This is a genomic window from Yersinia enterocolitica subsp. enterocolitica (assembly GCF_901472495.1).
In the GTDB taxonomy this organism is placed as follows: Bacteria; Pseudomonadota; Gammaproteobacteria; order Enterobacterales; family Enterobacteriaceae; genus Yersinia; species Yersinia enterocolitica.
The window spans coordinates 615,359-632,371 of record NZ_LR590469.1 but is presented as its reverse complement, the minus strand read 5'-3'; the positions used below and the strand labels follow the sequence as shown (position 1 = coordinate 632,371).

The following is a 17,013-nucleotide window of genomic DNA, read 5'->3' as shown; positions in this document are numbered from 1 at the left end:
CAGAGTGCTTCAGTTGGTCAATAACTGCGTGGCAAATCGATAAGTTACTGCGGTTGTTTGCCATCAAGCAGGTATCACTTTTTTCAGGATGACACCCTAACACATCATTTTTGAGCTAAAGCGGCTAAATAGACACAAAAATACCAGCTTATTGAGCCATCGAATTTCCACTTACAGCAAATAATGGCATGCCGATAAAAAGGGATATCAGCTATTGATGCGTTATCGCTCACAGCATTTGGGAGTCTGTTTTGTTCCAACACATTAGTTATATAAAAAATACTAACTCAAACGTTATTCAGCTTGGCCAAGGACGTGTATGAATGCCTCGATAACTGGCGGTGAAAATCGTGAGAACACCTTTACGACGACACTGGCACGCCTACGCGCGAATCCAAAAATCCCATTGCTGATTGCTGCGGCTGCGGCCGTCGCTATTCTTGTCGCGCTGATGTTATGGGCTAAAAGCCCAGATTATCGCGTTCTTTATAGCAACCTGAATGATCGTGATGGTGGTGATATCGTCACGCAGTTGACGCAACTGAATATTCCCTATCGCTTCGCTGATAATGGCGGAGCATTGCTGATCCCGGCAGATAAAGTGCATGAAACCCGTCTGCGCCTGGCTCAACAAGGTTTACCGAAAGGTGGTGCAGTAGGCTTCGAGCTACTGGATCAGGAAAAATTTGGCATCAGCCAATTTAGTGAACAAGTCAACTACCAGCGGGCGCTGGAAGGCGAACTGGCACGCACGATTGGCACACTCGGCCCGGTATTAAATGTGCGGGTGCACTTAGCCATGCCGAAACCGTCACTGTTTGTCCGTGAGCAAAAATCACCAACTGCCTCTGTCACCCTGGCCCTGCAACCTGGTCGCGCACTTGACGATGGCCAAATCAACGCCATCGTCTATATGGTTTCCAGCAGTGTAGCGGGCTTACCGCCTGCCAACGTTACCGTCGTCGATCAAACCGGTCGTCTGTTGACACAATCGGATAGCGCCGGCCGTGATTTAAATGCAGCGCAACTCAAATTTACCAATGAAGTTGAGAACCGCTTCCAACGCCGCATTGAAACTATCCTGGCACCGATGGTGGGCAGCGGTAATGTTCACGCGCAAGTGACTGCACAAGTTGATTTTGCCAGCCGTGAGCAAACTGACGAAGAGTACAAACCGAATCAGGCCGCTAACCAAGGGGCGGTGCGCTCTCAGCAAGTCAGTACCAGCGAACAACTGGGTGGGACCAATGTCGGGGGAGTTCCTGGCGCGTTGTCCAACCAACCATCCGCAACACCGGTCGCACCGATTGAAGTACCTCAGGCAACCCCTGCGGCAGGTGCTGGCGCGGCGGCGAATGCAGCCAATCGCCCAGCAACCGCAGCCAGACAAACCGCGACGTCCAGTAATAGTCGTCACGACCAAACCACCAACTTCGAAGTTGACCGTACTATCCGCCATACCCAGCAACAAGCTGGCATGGTGCAGCGCCTCTCTGTTGCAGTGGTGGTTAATTACGGCAGCGATAAAGCAGGTAAACCTATCGCGCTGAGCAAAGATCAGTTGGCGCAGGTGGAATCGCTAACCCGTGAGGCCATGGGCTTCTCCACGGTACGCGGCGACACATTAAATGTGGTGAACACACCGTTTAATGCCACTGACGATGCTAGCGGCAGTAACTTGCCATTCTGGCAACAGCCGTCGTTCTTTGATCAGTTGCTGAATATTGGTCGCTACTTGCTCATTTTACTGGTGGCGTGGATCTTGTGGCGCAAACTGGTGCGCCCATTGATTGCTAAGAAACAAGAAGCAGATAAAGCAGCGGCGTCGGTCAATAACATTGTCCAGGCTGCACAAACCACTGAAACAGCGAAACAAACTAAAGAAGAGCTGGCCCTGCGTAAGAAAAATCAGCAGCGAGTAAGTGCTGAAGTTCAGGCCCAGCGTATACGCGAACTAGCGGATAAAGACCCACGTATTGTCGCGCTGGTTATCCGTCAATGGATGAGTAATGACCAATGAGCCTGACCGGAACTGAAAAAAGCGCCATCATGCTGATGACTCTGGGTGAAGACCATGCCGCCGAGGTGTTTAAACACCTCTCCTCGCGCGAAGTTCAACAACTCAGTACCACCATGGCGAGTATGCGTCAGGTTTCTCACCAACAGTTGGTTGATGTATTGGCTGAGTTTGAAGACGATGCAGAGCAATATGCCGCACTGAGTGTGAATGCCAGCGATTACCTGCGCACCGTGCTGATAAAAGCATTGGGGGAAGAACGTGCCTCCAGTCTGTTGGAAGACATTCTGGAATCACGCGAAACCACCAGTGGCATGGAAACCCTCAACTTTATGGAACCGCAGATGGCGGCCGATCTGATTCGCGACGAACATCCGCAGATTATCGCCACTATTTTGGTTCATCTAAAACGCGCTCAAGCGGCCGATATCCTGGCGCTGTTCGACGAACGTCTGCGTAACGATGTCATGTTGCGTATTGCCACCTTCGGCGGCGTTCAGCCAGCAGCATTGGCTGAATTGACCGAAGTGCTGAACAACCTGCTCGATGGTCAGAATCTTAAACGCAGCAAAATGGGCGGTATCCGCACCGCGGCTGAGATTATCAACCTAATGAAAAGCCAGCAGGAAGAGACGGTTATGGACGCGGTACGCGAATACGACGGCGAGCTGGCACAGAAGATTATCGACGAAATGTTCCTGTTCGAGAACCTGGTCAGTGTCGACGACCGCAGCATCCAGCGTTTACTGCAAGAGGTCGACAACGAGTCGCTACTGATTGCCTTGAAAGGTGCCGATCAGGCGCTGCGCGAGCGCTTCCTCAGCAACATGTCGCTGCGAGCAGCAGAAATTCTACGCGACGATCTGGCCACCCGTGGGCCGGTACGTATGTCTCTGGTCGAAAACGAACAGAAAGCCATCTTGCTTATTGTCCGTCGTTTGGCGGAAAGCGGCGAGATAGTCATCGGCGGCGGCGAGGATATCTATGTCTGATAGGATTAATACCCTGCCCTGGCAACCTTGGTCATTGAATGACTTTGCCAGCCAACCTGAGCCTACCGCGGCCACTGCGCCGCCGGATATCAGTATGCTGTTTACTGATGAGCCCAGAGAGGACGGCGAACCAACAGAAGGTGATGAACAGCAGATATTGATGAACCTGCAACTCGAAGCCGAGAAGCAGGGTCGCCAGCAAGGATTTGCCAAAGGGTTACAAGAAGGCCTGGATAAAGGTTATCAAACCGGTTTGGAAGAGGGTCATCAACAAGCGCTGGCTGATGCTGAGAAACAGTTGGCACCCATCACCGCACACTGGCAAACCTTGGTCAGCGATTTCCAAAATACCCTTGATGCGCTGGACAGTGTCATTGCCTCACGGCTAATGCAAATGGCATTGGCGGCAGCCAAACAGATTCTGGGCCAACCGGCAATTTGTGATGGCACCGCATTGCTGGCACAAATTCAGCAAATGATTCAGCAAGAACCGATGTTTGCCGGTAAACCGCAATTGCGTGTCAATCCTAATGATCTCGCCGTGGTTGAGCAGCGCTTAGGCTCGACCTTGAGTCTGCATGGCTGGCGTTTGTTGGGCGATAGCCAAATTCACCCTGGTGGCTGCAAAGTCAGTGCTGAAGAAGGTGATTTGGATGCCAGTCTGGCGACGCGCTGGCATGAATTATGCCGTCTGGCAGCGCCGGGAGAATTATGATGACTGCGCGCCTCGGTCGCTGGCTGGCTTCGATGGATAAATTCGAAGAACGTATTAGCCAATCAACTACCATTCGCCGTTACGGGCGATTAACGCGCGCCACCGGCCTGGTGCTGGAAGCCACTGGCTTGCAACTGCCACTGGGGGCCACCTGTCTGATTGAGCGCCATGATAACGGCGAAGTACAAGAAGTTGAGAGTGAAGTGGTCGGTTTTAACGGCCAGCGCCTGTTCCTGATGCCACTGGAAGAAGTGGAAGGGATTGTGCCCGGCGCCCGGGTTTATGCGCGCATCACCACCGGTGGAGCCTCGGCCAGTAAGCAATTGCCACTCGGCCCAGAATTACTCGGGCGCGTATTAGATGGCAGCGCCAAGCCACTTGATGGCTTACCCGCCCCTGAAACCGGCTACCGCGCCCCGCTTATCACTCCCCCGATCAACCCATTACAACGTACCGCGATTGAACAGGTATTGGATGTTGGTGTGCGCACCATTAATGCCCTGCTGACCGTCGGTCGTGGGCAGCGTATGGGCCTGTTCGCTGGCTCTGGGGTGGGGAAAAGTGTGCTGTTAGGCATGATGGCTCGCTACACCCAAGCGGATGTTATTGTCGTTGGCTTGATCGGTGAACGTGGCCGTGAAGTAAAAGATTTTATTGAGAACATTTTAGGCCCCGAAGGGCGTGCGCGCTCAGTAGTCATCGCCGCACCGGCTGATGTATCGCCGTTACTGCGCATGCAAGGGGCGGCTTATGCCACTCGTATTGCAGAAGATTTTCGTGACCGTGGTCAGCATGTCCTGCTGATTATGGACTCCCTGACGCGCTATGCCATGGCACAACGTGAAATCGCGCTGGCTATCGGCGAGCCTCCGGCGACCAAAGGTTATCCGCCGTCGGTATTCGCCAAATTACCGGCGCTGGTTGAGCGTGCTGGTAACGGGGTGTCCGGTGGTGGATCGATCACCGCTTTTTATACGGTATTGACCGAGGGTGATGATCAGCAAGACCCGATCGCCGACTCTGCTCGCGCCATTCTTGATGGGCACGTGGTGCTATCGCGCCGCCTGGCGGAATCGGGCCACTACCCCGCTATTGATATTGAAGCTTCTATCAGCCGCGCCATGACCTCGCTGATAGATGAGAACCACTACAGCAAAGTTCGCCAATTTAAACAATTGCTTGCAAGCTTCCAACGTAACCGTGATTTAGTCAGCGTAGGAGCCTATGCCGCCGGAAGTGACCCATTATTGGATAAGGCTATTGCTTTGTATCCGCAAATGGAAATCTTCTTGCAGCAAGGCATGTTCGAACGCAGCAGTTACGAAGATGCCTGCCAGCATCTGAAAAGCTTGTTTCCAAGTTGATAACATAAGTTTCCGGGTTGATAAAAGAAATTTCTTTGTTATAGCTAACAACCCTGCGGCGTCAAATACGAAGGGTATTGAGGAATGCGATGAAAAATCAGTCACCTCTCGTCACCCTGCGCGACCTGGCTCAAAAGGCGGTCGAGCAGGCAAGTACTCAATTAGGGCAAGCACGCTTGTCCTATCAGAATGCTGAGCAGCAACTCAGTATGTTGCTGTCCTATCAGGATGAATACCGGGTGCGGCTGAATGACACACTGAGTAACGGCATGGCCTCTTCCAGTTGGCAAAATTATCAGCAATTTATTCAAACATTGGAGCAAGCCATTGATCAACATCGTCATCAATTGGCCCAGTGGAATACAAAAGTTGAACAAGCAGTCAAACATTGGCAAGAAAAGCAACAGCGGTTAAATGCGTTTGAAACGCTGAATGAGCGAGCCGAAACCAGCGCGCGCTTGCAAGAAAACCGATTGGATCAAAAATTGATGGATGAGTTCGCCCAGCGCGCCTCACAAAGGAGTCTAAATTCATGAATCTGTCTTTATTGCCTGCTGTTACAACCGCTGGTGAAGCCGAGGGGGCATCATCCTCGTCATCCATTGCTGCGCTCTTTACCGACGCAGGGCTACCGGCTGATTTCGCCAAACTGTTAGGCGATCAATTGGGAAAAGAACTCACCGCTCTGGATGCTTCGACCCTGAAATCATCTCTGGCCGCAACAACTGACCTCACCGCCGATGTTGACAGTGGTAAGTCAGCTGGCGGTAGCAGCAAGTTGAACCAATTGTTGGCTGCATTAGGTGATATCAGCGCCACGCTACCTGCGGGTTTGACTCATGCCGGACAGACTGGCGAAGCAGCCGGTAGTAAGAAAACCGCAATCAGTGATGACAGTAAGCTCGACAGCGCCAGTAATAAAACTGATCCCACTGCATTGCAGACGTTACTGGCAATGTTGCCGCATCAGGTCGCTAACACGTTGGGTACCGCAAACAATGGGCAAAAGGCCACACTGACGGATGGCAAAGGCTTAACTGACAGCAAAACTACCGCCCAGCAAGATATTGCCACTTTGACCAGCCTGACATCGCAAGATAAAGGGTTAGCTGCGCTGATCGGTGGCACCGTAGGCAGTGTGAAGAGTGATAAAGCCGTGACCAGTGGCGATACATTAGCGGGCACAACCACCAAGAGCAAAACCAGTGCCGCACAAGATAAGCTGGCCCAATTGAGTGCGAAAGATGCCGATACCAGCACACTCAACGCCAAAGTTACACCACTGTCAGCACCCGCTGATACCGCAGCAACTGCTGCCGCAGACAGAACTCTTATCAGCTCGGCTGCCGTGACCCCGTCTCTCCCTCCGGTGTCCAGCCCAGTGTTATCGACCACCGCCAGCACCCATATCGCGGCTCCCGCCAGTGGTTATTTAAGCGCACAGTTGGGCAGCCAGGAATGGCAACAGTCGCTGGGACAACAAGTGATTATGTTCAGCCGCAATGGGCAACAAAATGCCGAGTTGCGCCTCAATCCGCAAGAGTTGGGTGCCTTGCAAATTAGTCTGAAAATCGACGATAACCAGGCACAGTTACACTTTGCTTCAGCGCACAGCCAGGTTCGGGCCGCCATTGAAGCTGCCATGCCAAGTTTACGTACCGCGCTGGCTGAAAGTGGTATTCAGTTAGGTCAGAGCAGTGTCGGCAGCGAAGGTCAATGGCAACAAGCGCAGCAACAAAGCCAACAGAATCAGCAAGATTTTGCCTCACGCGGTCAAGCTGGATACGGTGAAACCGCCACGGGAGAGGCGCTGACCAGCACACCATTGGTGACGCCAGCCTCGCTGCAAGCACTGGCAAATGGTCATGGCGGCGTTGATATTTTCGCCTAACGGGGATATTAATTGCGCCAAAAGGTGACAAACGGGCAAGTTAGGCCGTTTTTCGCCACCTATTCTGCCTATTGGGATTAAAGATACGCGGGATAATCATCAGTAATAATTCGGATAGCTTGGTGTCAGTTGCTCCTGGCTATTACCGTGATCCACCGGTTTGATACCAAAACAGGAATTTGCCTTCTCCATGTCTCAAAATACCTTCCCGGCCAAGCGTAAGAGTTCGATCTGGGTGATCCTGCTGGTGCTGATTGCCGTAGCAGCCACTGCGGGTGGCGGTTATAGCTGGTGGATACTCAATAAGAGTAAACCCACCACAGCGAAAGTGGTACCGGTGATCCCGGTGTTTATGCCACTGGATACCTTCACGGTCAATCTGATCACACCCGATAATAATCTGGATCGTGTGCTTTATATCGGATTAACGTTAAGACTTCCCGACGATAGCACGCGCACAAAACTGAATGACTATCTGCCGGAAGTGCGCAGCCGTTTGCTGCTACTGCTCTCCCGTCAGTCCGCTGATAGCCTGGCGAACGAAGAAGGCAAACAGCGGTTAGTTGGTGAAATTAAAAACGTTCTTAGCCCGCCAATGGTTAAAGGTCAACCTAATCAGGTAGTCAGCGATGTGCTGTTTACCGCATTTATATTGCGATAATCATTATGGGCGATAGCATTCTTTCACAAGCAGAGATTGATGCACTGTTAAACGGCGACAGCGGAGGTGATGAACCCGAAGCTGTCATCGGCAATGAGACAGACGTCAAGCCTTATGATCCGACGACCCAGCGGCGAGTGGTACGTGAGCGCCTCCATGCGCTGGAGATAATCAATGAGCGGTTTGCCCGTCAGTTCCGTATGGGGCTATTTAACCTGTTACGCCGCAGCCCAGACATCACGGTTGGTCCGATAAAAATTCAGCCATACCATGATTTTGCCCGTAACTTGCCGGTGCCAACTAACCTCAACTTGATACATTTGAAACCGTTGCGCGGAACAGCACTGTTTGTTTTCGCTCCGAGTTTGGTGTTTATTGCGGTTGATAACCTGTTTGGTGGCGATGGCCGTTTCCCGACCAAAGTAGAAGGCCGCGAGTTTACACATACAGAACAACGCGTTATTAACCGGATGTTGCGCTTAGCGTTGGATGCTTATCGCGACGCCTGGGCTCCTATCTATAAAATAGATGTGGAATATGTCCGTTCTGAAATACAGGTGAAGTTTACCAATATCACCACCTCCCCCAACGATATTGTGGTCACCACCCCTTTCCAGGTGGAAATCGGTGCGTTGAGTGGTGAGTTTAATATCTGTATTCCATTCGCCATGATTGAGCCGTTACGCGAACTGCTGACCAATCCGCCACTGGAAAATTCCCGTCAGGAAGACAGTCACTGGCGTGAAACACTGGTGAAGCAAGTTCAGCATTCCGAGCTGGAACTGGTGGCTAATTTTGTCGATATCCCGCTGAGATTGTCGCAGATACTCAAGCTACAACCGGGGGATGTATTACCGATAGATAAACCGGACCGACTGATTGCTCATGTCGACGGCGTACCTGTGCTGACCAGTCAGTACGGGACATTAAACGGGCAATACGCCCTACGTGTTGAACATTTGATTAACCCTATTTTGAATGCTCTGAATGAGGAACAGCCCAATGAGTGACCCTAAGCTTCCGTCTGATGATGGAAAGGAATCCGTGGACGATCTGTGGGCTGATGCGTTTAATGAGCAGTTGGCATCGGACAAGCCAGCGGCCACTACTGATGGTGTATTTAAATCACTGGAAGCGCCTGACGCACTGGGTAATCTACAAGATATCGATTTGATTCTTGATATCCCGGTGAAACTGACCGTTGAATTGGGTCGCACCAAAATGACTATCAAAGAGCTGCTGCGCCTGTCTCAAGGTTCAGTTGTTTCTCTGGATGGCCTGGCGGGTGAACCTTTAGATATTCTGATCAATGGTTATCTGATTGCGCAGGGTGAAGTGGTGGTGGTTGCGGATAAATACGGCGTTCGCATTACTGACATTATTACTCCGTCAGAACGTATGCGTCGTCTGAGTCGCTAATGACCGCAGCGCAAACAGTGGCGACAACAACCACTGACTCAACATCTTCTGATTCCGCACCGGCTGCCGATATGCCGGTGTTAGGAAATACTCAGGTGACAACACCCCAAACCCCTGTTACCGGGTTTGCGGCCAGTCACCCAGGTATCGCCTCGCCACAAGCTGCCCCAGCAATGCCCGCAGGCTCAGTGTTGACGCAAGTTGGCTCGGTGCTGGGCGGTATTTTACTGCTGATTTTATGTGCCGCCTGGTTGGTGCGCCGCTTAGGTTTTGCGCCACAGGCCCGCAACAATAAGCTGTTAAATGTGCGAGCCAGTTGTCAGGTTGGTCAGCGCGAACGCGTTGTTATTGTCGAGGTGGACAACACTTGGCTGGTATTGGGTGTCACCGCCCAAAACGTGACACAGCTTCATACTCTGCCACGCCCACCGGTTGACGAAACCGACACAGCGCTGTCGGCTGATAGTGGAAAACCGGCTGATTTTCGCCAGATACTGAACACCTATCTATTAAACAAAAAATCGCTGTTAAACAAGAATTCGCTATTAAACAAGAAGTCAAAACCTCCGGAAAAATCGGCATGATGTCCCTGCGTCCGCTCATCAATAAAGCCCCCCTACTGCTACTCGCTCTGCTGTGCTCTCCGGCGGCAATGGCGCAACTGCCGGGTATTATCAGCCAACCGTTAGCCAATGGTGGGCAAAGCTGGTCTTTACCGGTACAGACGCTGGTCTTTATCACCACACTGAGCTTCCTTCCTGCCGCATTACTGATGATGACCAGTTTTACCCGCATCATTATTGTGCTTGGTTTGTTGCGCAACGCATTGGGTACCCCCTCAGCGCCACCGAACCAAGTGATGCTGGGTTTGGCGCTGTTCCTGACTTTTTTCATCATGTCGCCGGTGTTTGACAAGGTCTATCAAGATGCTTATCTGCCCTTCAGCCAGGACAAAATAAGTATGGAAGTGGCAATGGATAAAGGCTCGCAACCGCTGCGCGAGTTTATGTTACGCCAGACCCGCGAATCTGACCTGGCACTGTATGCCCGTTTAGCTAATCTGCCGCCACTGGAAGGGCCAGAAGTTGTGCCCTTGCGCATTCTGTTACCGGCGTATGTGACCAGCGAGCTGAAAACCGCTTTCCAAATTGGTTTTACCGTATTTATTCCGTTTTTGATTATCGACCTGGTAGTTGCCAGTGTGCTGATGGCTCTGGGGATGATGATGGTTCCGCCCGCCAGTATCTCGCTGCCCTTTAAACTCATGCTGTTTGTGTTGGTTGATGGTTGGCAACTGTTACTGGGTTCTCTGGCACAAAGCTTTTACAGCTAAGGTAGACTGTCATGACACCTGAATCGGTAATGGCCCTCGGCGTTGAGGCAATGAAAATAGCCCTTGCATTGGCCGCGCCATTATTACTGGCGGCATTGGTCAGTGGCTTGATTGTCAGCCTGTTGCAAGCCGCGACACAAATTAACGAAATGACATTGTCATTTATCCCCAAAATACTGGCGGTGTTCGCCACTTTAGTTATTGCTGGCCCGTGGATGCTCAGCCTGATCCTCGACTATATGCGTAATTTGTTCACCAGCCTGCCAACGTTGATTGGCTAAGCATGCTGTCTCTTGATACCACTCAACTTAGCGTCTGGGTCAGCCAATATTTTTGGCCACTGATCCGCATATTGGCGCTGATCTCCACCGCGCCGGTATTAAGCGAGAAGCAGATAAATCGTAAAGTGAAAGTCGGTCTGGCGGTATTAATTACCTTTCTGATTGCTCCATCCCTGCCACCGGTAAATATTCCTTTAGTCTCCAGCGGAGCTTTATGGGTCGCTGGCCAGCAAGTATTGATCGGCGTCGCTATTGGCTTGACTATGCAGTTTGCTTTTGCGGCTATCCGATTGGCCGGTGAGGTGATTGGTTTACAAATGGGCTTGTCTTTCGCCACCTTCTTTGACCCCTCCGGCGGGCCGAATATGCCAGTTCTTGCCCGGTTGCTAAACTTGCTAGCGATGCTGTTATTTCTCTCGTTCGATGGGCATTTATGGCTGATTTCTTTATTAGCTGACAGTTTTCATACCTTACCTATCCAGTTCGAACCGCTTAATGGTAATGGTTTCCTGGCGTTAACCCAGGCCGGTTCGTTGATCTTTATGAATGGACTGATGCTGGCATTACCGCTTATTACTCTGTTACTGACCCTAAACATGGCGTTAGGGATGCTTAACCGCATGACGCCACAACTTTCTGTTTTCGTTATTGGTTTCCCACTCACATTGACGGTCGGTATTATCTCGCTGGGATTAATCATGCCGTTATTGGCACCTTTTACCGAGCATCTGTTTGGCGAGTTTTTTGACCGCCTGGCGGGGGTACTAAGTGGCCTGGCAAGTTAGAATTTAAGATTGCAGTAAGTGATTCGGGTAAGTGAGTGCAGTCAACACCGCTGCAACTTGAAAGATGACGGCATACCTCTATCCAATAGATTCCATGTTGCAGCAAGGCGGCAAACGAGATTATCCCGATGAGCTTACATCAGTAAGTGATTCGGGTAAGTGAGTGCAGTCAACACCGCTGCAGCTTGAAAGATGACGGCATACCTCTATCCAATAGATTTCATGTTGCAGCAAGGCGGCAAACGAGATTATCCCGATGAGCTTACATCAGTAAGTGATTCGGGTAAGTGAGTGCAGTCAACACCGCTGCAACTTGAAAGATGACGGATAGAAAAGAAGGTATGTCACCCCAAACCTTAGTGGGAAAAGGTGACATACCAAAAAGTGTACCCGGTTTAAGTACACCTAAGAGGTAACCTGCGGGGCTGACCCACAGGTATATACCCGTCATACTTCAAGCTGCATGTGTGTTGGCTGCCTTTATGCAACTCGAATTATTTAGGGTATGAGACGATTTATTTATTCAGTTGAAACAAAGACAAGCCCTGCATATTGGTGAATGTGGTGTAAGAAGCCTGCAATGCAGCCTGCTGCATGACATAAGACGAGATAGCTGAGTTCCAGTCCACATCTTGTAAATCACTCAAACGCTGTTTGTTGATCAACGTACGATCAGAACCCAGGCTGTCAAGACTGTCTAATTCCTGTAATTGCGTACCAATCTCAGCCTGTACTGACAGCACGTTATTCAGTGAGTTAGCCATACCACGGATACCTTTATCCATCTCATCAGAAGCCTGTTGCTTCACAGCATCCGTTGCGCCTTGCAGTGGGGTCTTCAATGATTTTAGAACCGTGTCGATGGTATTAAAGATATTGCTTTCAGCGGCCACCGGATCACCATTCACATCATTTGGCTCTGGTGTCGCATTGCTGGTTAATGCCATAAATACGCTGGAACCGGTATGCCCCACCGTCATGGTACGGTTTGAGTCTACCCGTTGTTGAATCGCAACATCCCCCCCTACGTAAGTCACTTCACCTGTATTGCTCACCGCGAAAGGCGCTTTATCGCTTTGAAAGCCACCAAACATATAGCGGCCATTACCGTCAGTTGAGTTGGCCTGATTTAGCAACTGATCTTTTAGACCCTGCAATTGTGTTGCCATTGACGCCCGGTCATCATCACTCAAAGAGTCTTTAGCGGCACCAATGATCAGACTTTGAATTGACTGAATGGTGGAGGTCGCCTGTGATAATACAGTGGTTTCCAGCGAGGAACTTTGACGCGCAAAGCTTCGCGCTAAGGTGTACTGGCTATTTTCCGACTGGGACTGTGACACCATAACCGCCTGAGAGGCCGCCATCGGATCATCAGAAGGATTGACCACCCGTTTGCCCGTCGAGAGTTGTTGGCCCGACTGCATCCACAGGGATTGGGCATTAGTGACACCCTGCATATTTTGCTGATACAGCATGCTGGTACTTAAGCGCATGATGTCAGTTCCTTTTTAGCAACAGCTTAGTCAGTTTTCCCGCATTGAGCGCAATACTGACTAAACCTAAAATGAGATAAGTAGCGGCAGCAACGCCCTGCCGCTGACCAAACTTAACCGCGCAAGTCCAGCAGCGCATTAAACAAAGTTGAAGCAGTCTGAATCACCTGCGCATTCGCCAGATAATATTGCTGGAAACGTTGTAAATCGCCGTACTCTTCATCCAGATTTACCCCGGAAATTGACTGCTGTTCTGCGGTTAACTGGGTAACGATGTTGGCCTGTGCCGTGCTGTTGGTTTTCGCTGTAGCCGTCTGGTTACCCACATTACTGACTAACCCGGCATAAGCACCTGAAAGTGTTGCTTTACCATCAACCAGCTTCTTGGTTTGTAGATCTAACAGTGCTTGTGCGTTGACGTTGTCACTCGCGCCACCATCAGCTGTACCACCCGCCGCAATCATGCTGGAGTCTTTAATATCGACCTGCAAGTTAGCAGCAACGCTGGACACAGTTTTGATGGTGAATTTATCTTTGGCTTGCGGGCCAGTTGCGCCGTTATCAATACTGACCGCTACACCGTCAAAGTTTAGCGTCGGCTTACCGTTGGCATCCGCACCCGCCGTGGTAGGCACTTTGGTGTTATCCGACAGGCGTGTGACCTGCCAGTTAGTCCCATCAAATTCCACACTATAATCACTGGCTTTGACTTTAGAGGTATCGGTATAAGCCACAGTTAAACCAGCATCACCTTGATTTTTAGCATTTTTTATCGCTGTAGGTTGAGCGAAGCTAAAAAAGTCGGTGCCCGCATCGCCATTAGCATCAAAGCCAGCTTTATGTTGGGTGTTAAAGCTATCAGCCATCACCAGCGCCAATTGCCCTAATTGGTTACGGGCGCTATCCAGCGCTTCACTGCGGAATTTCAAGGTTCCACCCAGTGACCCGGTAGTCAGACGACTTTCGTCGATCTCCATGGTGTCGCCAGAGCCGCGGTTATAGCCCAATGTCAGGCGAGCCGCATCGGCACTGGAGGGGATAGCTTCCACTTTATAGGCATTCGGCCCCTGAACCAGAGACAAACCACCGGCAAATGACACATTGTAAGTATCGCCATCTTGCTGGGTTACCGTCACGGCGACAATCTGGTTTAACTCGGTTACCAGTTGGTCACGTTGATCGAGCAAAGCATTTGGCTCACTACCACTGCTACCACGTAGGCGGGTAATTTGGTCATTTAGCTTGGCGATTTGTTCGGCATAGTTATTAATTTGCGTCGCACTATCGCTTATCTTTTGATTAACGCCGGTATCCATATCACGCAGATATTTATCGGCATTTTGGAATTGGTTAACCAACCCTTCAGCTTTACCTAATACTGTTTTACGCGCAGCATCATCGCCCGCGTTACTCACCAGATTTTGCAAGTTACTAAAGAAGTCCTGCATCGTGGTTGAGATATTATTTGAGGTATTGGACAGTAAATTATCAATTTGTGAAATTTGTTGATAATAGGTTGTCAGCCCACTGCTTTGCGTTTGCGAGGCACGCAATTGGTTGGTAATAAAGGCGTTATACTCACGGTTAACACCGGTCACCGACACACCGTTACCAATAAAACCCGCAGGACTTAATGTCCCACCATTTTGGGCAAAAATGGTGTTCTGACGGTTATAACCGGCCACCTGGAAATTGGTGATGTTGTTACTGACGGTGCTCAGGGCATATTGTGCTGCGCTCAGACCACTCATCGCAGTATTCATTAAACTATTGGACATGAAGAGATCCTTTTACCGCAGGCGATTCACATCGCACACCTGCATTTATTAATATGGGGATACTGCCTGAGGAAACCTAAGCCCCCGCACAGCCTATTCAGAGTATCGGCCCGAGTTTGGAAAACTTGAGTGAAAATATGGGTGTAAACTGGGTTCAATTTCCAAAATTGGCCAGTAAAATAGCCTATTAGAAGAGATCACCCAAATCGCTGCTGTAGGCTTTTACCGCCTGTTCGCCGGCATTCTTCATTTGCTGAATGACACTCACCAATTTTTGGGCATATTGCGGATCAGTCGCATAACCGGCACGTTGCAAAGCATGCGCGCCTTGTTCAGGGCTTTGGGCCGCAGCGACATTGGCGTAGCGCGGATTTTGAGTCAGCAATTTGACATAATCACTGACAGCCTCGACGTAGGAGCCATAAACCCGGAAGCGGGCTTTGGTTTTCTTCGCCACACCTTGCTCATATTCCGTGGTGGTGATTTCACTGACCGGGCCATCCCAGTTGCTGCCTGCTTTGATACCAAAGACGTTGTAGCTGCTTTTGCCATCAGCTGTTGGGATCTCTCGCTGACCCCAACCAGATTCCAGCGCGGCCTGCGCCATAATAAGCTGATGCGGAATACCACTCTGTTGGCTGGCAATTTGTGCCGGAATCGACATACGTGCGACGAAGTTACCGGTGCTTTGTGGCAGTGACACTGAATTATTGGCCGGTGGTGTCGGTATTGCCCGGCGCACCATTTGCTCCAATGCTTGCGCAGGCAGGGTTTGCAAGACTTCGTTATCCAGCATCATTGGCACTGTACCGGCAGTTTCACTCGGTGAAGTCGTACCCGAAAGCTGCTCCACCATCATATCCGCCAGCCCTAACCCTTTGACCGACATTTGCTGAGCAATCTGTTGGTCATACATTGAGGTATAGAGCCGCGTTTGATCACTGTTCATAACGCCATCTTGCGGCAGCGCAGAACGCATACTTTTCAGCATCAGCTGCACAAACATCCCCTCCACCTGCTGTGCAACCTTCTTCAGGTTGCCATCGGGATCTCTGGCTGCATCGCGTTTTAAGGTGTTCAGTGATTGGGTATCATAAGCTGCCCCGAACATTTCATTGGCGCTGCCGGACCTTGCCATCAAATCACTCATTAGATAATTTCCAATTTAGCCCGTAAGCAGCCAGCACTTTGCATTGCCTGCAAGATAGACATTAAATCAATCGGGGTAGCGCCCAGTGAGTTCAAAGCCCGAACCACATTATTCAGATTTGGGCTGGCATTAACGCGCTGCAATACGCCACCTTGTTGCTGAACGGAAATCTGAGTATTCGGTGTCACAACCGTCTGACCACCACCGAAAGGTGTATCAGGCTGACTGACGGTATTTTGTTTATCCACCACTACCGACAGGTTCCCTTGCGCGACAGCGCAGGAGTCCAATACCACATTACGGTTCATCACCACCGAGCCAGTACGGGAGTTGATAATGACCTTGGCATCACCGGCATCAATATTCACTGGGATATTCTGGATATCCGCCAGGAAACGTACTTGCGAACTGTTGCCGCGCGGCACCAAAACCTGAATAGTCCGGGCGTCAATGGCGCTGGCGGAACCAAAACCACGTTGGCGGTTAATGGCATCACTGACCTGCTGTGCGGTGGTGAAATCTTCAGTATTCAATTGCAGATTTATCACCCCATCGCTGCCAAAGGTGGTTGGCAGTTCGCGTTCAATAGTCGCACCATTGCTGATGCGCCCACCCGTTAATTGGTTGACCTGAACACTGCTACCACCAGAAGAAGCACCAGCACCGCCCACTAATACGTTACCCTGTGCCAGAGCATAAACCTGATTATCGACCCCTTTTAGCGGGGTCATCAGCAGCGTACCACCACGAATACTTTTGGCATTCCCCATTGAGGACACCACCACATCAATGGTTTGCCCGGCACGGGAAAACGCCGGTAGCTTAGCGGTAACCATCACTGCGGCCACGTTTTTGAGCTGCATATTGGTGCCCGGTGGCACGGTAATCCCCAGTTGGGACAACATGTTACTCAGACTTTGCGTGGTAAACGGTGTTTGCATGGTTTGGTCACCGGAACCATCTAAACCGACCACCAGACCATAACCAATTAATGCGTTATCGCGCACGCCCTGAACGGTCACCAAATCGCGGATACGCTCGGCTGACGCCGGTGATGACACCAGCATGAACAGCACAACAAGCTGCATAATAAATTGAGTGATAAGTGACTGTTTACGCATCAATGGGCCT

17 protein-coding genes are annotated in these 17,013 nt (G+C 50.7%); 13 read left to right on the top strand and 4 right to left on the bottom strand.

All coding sequences use genetic code 11. The features are described 5' to 3' along the window. Positions 1–319: 319 nt before the first annotated feature. The 13 genes from fliF (at position 320) to fliR (ending at position 11,458) form a co-directional block, all read left to right on the top strand. Positions 320–2,020 carry a flagellar basal-body MS-ring/collar protein FliF gene (gene fliF / locus FGL26_RS02900; protein ID WP_005168835.1) on the top strand — a complete coding sequence of 567 codons (1,701 nt, stop codon included), beginning with the start codon at positions 320–322 and terminating at the stop codon, positions 2,018–2,020. Further along, positions 2,017–3,009: a flagellar motor switch protein FliG gene (gene fliG / locus FGL26_RS02895; RefSeq protein WP_005160381.1), complete on the top strand. Its 993-nt coding sequence runs from the start codon at positions 2,017–2,019 to the stop codon at positions 3,007–3,009. Before fliF ends, fliG begins: the two co-directional genes overlap by 4 nt. After that, complete coding sequence (fliH, locus tag FGL26_RS02890) at positions 3,002–3,724, top strand: flagellar assembly protein FliH (RefSeq protein ID WP_005168831.1); 723 nt, start codon at positions 3,002–3,004, stop codon at positions 3,722–3,724. Before fliG ends, fliH begins: the two co-directional genes overlap by 8 nt. Further along, positions 3,724–5,088, top strand: coding sequence for a flagellar protein export ATPase FliI (fliI, locus tag FGL26_RS02885; protein WP_005168829.1), 1,365 nt, complete (start codon positions 3,724–3,726; stop codon positions 5,086–5,088). Before fliH ends, fliI begins: the two co-directional genes overlap by 1 nt. 89 nt (positions 5,089–5,177) lie before the next feature. Continuing rightward, positions 5,178–5,624, top strand: a complete 447-nt coding sequence (fliJ, locus tag FGL26_RS02880) for a flagellar export protein FliJ (RefSeq protein WP_005160389.1) — start codon at positions 5,178–5,180, stop codon at positions 5,622–5,624. Beyond that, positions 5,621–6,979: a flagellar hook-length control protein FliK gene (locus tag FGL26_RS02875; protein ID WP_005168827.1), complete on the top strand. Its 1,359-nt coding sequence runs from the start codon at positions 5,621–5,623 to the stop codon at positions 6,977–6,979. Before fliJ ends, FGL26_RS02875 begins: the two co-directional genes overlap by 4 nt. A 190-nt stretch (positions 6,980–7,169) precedes the next feature. After that, the gene (gene fliL, locus FGL26_RS02870; RefSeq protein WP_005168825.1) at positions 7,170–7,640 is read left to right on the top strand and encodes a flagellar basal body-associated protein FliL; all 471 of its coding nucleotides are present in this window, start codon (positions 7,170–7,172) and stop codon (positions 7,638–7,640) included. Positions 7,641–7,645: 5 nt separating this feature from the next. Next, positions 7,646–8,650 carry a flagellar motor switch protein FliM gene (gene fliM / locus FGL26_RS02865; RefSeq protein ID WP_005160396.1) on the top strand — a complete coding sequence of 335 codons (1,005 nt, stop codon included), beginning with the start codon at positions 7,646–7,648 and terminating at the stop codon, positions 8,648–8,650. After that, a complete protein-coding gene (gene fliN / locus FGL26_RS02860; protein ID WP_005160399.1) occupies positions 8,643–9,059 on the top strand; it encodes a flagellar motor switch protein FliN in 417 nt (138 codons plus the stop codon). Before fliM ends, fliN begins: the two co-directional genes overlap by 8 nt. Further along, positions 9,059–9,643 carry a flagellar biosynthetic protein FliO gene (gene fliO, locus FGL26_RS02855; RefSeq protein WP_005168820.1) on the top strand — a complete coding sequence of 195 codons (585 nt, stop codon included), beginning with the start codon at positions 9,059–9,061 and terminating at the stop codon, positions 9,641–9,643. Before fliN ends, fliO begins: the two co-directional genes overlap by 1 nt. Further along, positions 9,640–10,392: a flagellar type III secretion system pore protein FliP gene (gene fliP, locus FGL26_RS02850; protein ID WP_005160406.1), complete on the top strand. Its 753-nt coding sequence runs from the start codon at positions 9,640–9,642 to the stop codon at positions 10,390–10,392. Before fliO ends, fliP begins: the two co-directional genes overlap by 4 nt. An 11-nt stretch (positions 10,393–10,403) precedes the next feature. Continuing rightward, the gene (fliQ, locus tag FGL26_RS02845) at positions 10,404–10,673 is read left to right on the top strand and encodes a flagellar biosynthesis protein FliQ (RefSeq protein WP_005160414.1); all 270 of its coding nucleotides are present in this window, start codon (positions 10,404–10,406) and stop codon (positions 10,671–10,673) included. Between the two features lie 2 nt (positions 10,674–10,675). Beyond that, a complete protein-coding gene (gene fliR / locus FGL26_RS02840) occupies positions 10,676–11,458 on the top strand; it encodes a flagellar biosynthetic protein FliR (protein ID WP_005168816.1) in 783 nt (260 codons plus the stop codon). A gap of 515 nt (positions 11,459–11,973) precedes the next feature. Here fliR and flgL read toward each other — a convergent pair. From flgL to FGL26_RS02820, 4 genes are all read right to left on the bottom strand, one after another. Next, positions 11,974–12,954, bottom strand: coding sequence for a flagellar hook-associated protein FlgL (gene flgL / locus FGL26_RS02835; protein ID WP_005168813.1), 981 nt, complete (start codon positions 12,952–12,954; stop codon positions 11,974–11,976). Between the two features lie 113 nt (positions 12,955–13,067). Further along, positions 13,068–14,732: a flagellar hook-associated protein FlgK gene (gene flgK / locus FGL26_RS02830; RefSeq protein WP_032912703.1), complete on the bottom strand. Its 1,665-nt coding sequence runs from the start codon at positions 14,730–14,732 to the stop codon at positions 13,068–13,070. Positions 14,733–14,919: 187 nt separating this feature from the next. Further along, complete coding sequence (gene flgJ, locus FGL26_RS02825) at positions 14,920–15,882, bottom strand: flagellar assembly peptidoglycan hydrolase FlgJ (protein WP_005168807.1); 963 nt, start codon at positions 15,880–15,882, stop codon at positions 14,920–14,922. Beyond that, positions 15,882–17,003: a flagellar basal body P-ring protein FlgI gene (locus tag FGL26_RS02820; RefSeq protein ID WP_005168804.1), complete on the bottom strand. Its 1,122-nt coding sequence runs from the start codon at positions 17,001–17,003 to the stop codon at positions 15,882–15,884. The genes flgJ and FGL26_RS02820 overlap by 1 nt, the downstream gene beginning before the upstream one ends. Positions 17,004–17,013 lie beyond the last annotated feature (10 nt).

What these genes read in the sequence shown, in the direction of transcription:
- fliN (WP_005160399.1), top strand. Translation starts at nt 8,643, where the DNA reads ATGAGTGACCCTAAGCTTCCGTCTGATGATGGAAAGGAATCCGTGGAC.
- fliQ (WP_005160414.1), top strand. Translation starts at nt 10,404, where the DNA reads ATGACACCTGAATCGGTAATGGCCCTCGGCGTTGAGGCAATGAAAATA.
- fliJ (WP_005160389.1), top strand. Translation starts at nt 5,178, where the DNA reads ATGAAAAATCAGTCACCTCTCGTCACCCTGCGCGACCTGGCTCAAAAG.
- fliP (WP_005160406.1), top strand. Translation starts at nt 9,640, where the DNA reads ATGATGTCCCTGCGTCCGCTCATCAATAAAGCCCCCCTACTGCTACTC.
- fliM (WP_005160396.1), top strand. Translation starts at nt 7,646, where the DNA reads ATGGGCGATAGCATTCTTTCACAAGCAGAGATTGATGCACTGTTAAAC.
- fliF (WP_005168835.1), top strand. Translation starts at nt 320, where the DNA reads ATGAATGCCTCGATAACTGGCGGTGAAAATCGTGAGAACACCTTTACG.
- fliO (WP_005168820.1), top strand. Translation starts at nt 9,059, where the DNA reads ATGACCGCAGCGCAAACAGTGGCGACAACAACCACTGACTCAACATCT.
- FGL26_RS02820 (WP_005168804.1), bottom strand. Translation starts at nt 17,003, where the DNA reads ATGCGTAAACAGTCACTTATCACTCAATTTATTATGCAGCTTGTTGTG.
- fliG (WP_005160381.1), top strand. Translation starts at nt 2,017, where the DNA reads ATGAGCCTGACCGGAACTGAAAAAAGCGCCATCATGCTGATGACTCTG.
- flgJ (WP_005168807.1), bottom strand. Translation starts at nt 15,882, where the DNA reads ATGAGTGATTTGATGGCAAGGTCCGGCAGCGCCAATGAAATGTTCGGG.
- fliI (WP_005168829.1), top strand. Translation starts at nt 3,724, where the DNA reads ATGACTGCGCGCCTCGGTCGCTGGCTGGCTTCGATGGATAAATTCGAA.
- fliH (WP_005168831.1), top strand. Translation starts at nt 3,002, where the DNA reads ATGTCTGATAGGATTAATACCCTGCCCTGGCAACCTTGGTCATTGAAT.
- fliL (WP_005168825.1), top strand. Translation starts at nt 7,170, where the DNA reads ATGTCTCAAAATACCTTCCCGGCCAAGCGTAAGAGTTCGATCTGGGTG.
- flgK (WP_032912703.1), bottom strand. Translation starts at nt 14,732, where the DNA reads ATGTCCAATAGTTTAATGAATACTGCGATGAGTGGTCTGAGCGCAGCA.
- flgL (WP_005168813.1), bottom strand. Translation starts at nt 12,954, where the DNA reads ATGCGCTTAAGTACCAGCATGCTGTATCAGCAAAATATGCAGGGTGTC.
- fliR (WP_005168816.1), top strand. Translation starts at nt 10,676, where the DNA reads ATGCTGTCTCTTGATACCACTCAACTTAGCGTCTGGGTCAGCCAATAT.
- FGL26_RS02875 (WP_005168827.1), top strand. Translation starts at nt 5,621, where the DNA reads ATGAATCTGTCTTTATTGCCTGCTGTTACAACCGCTGGTGAAGCCGAG.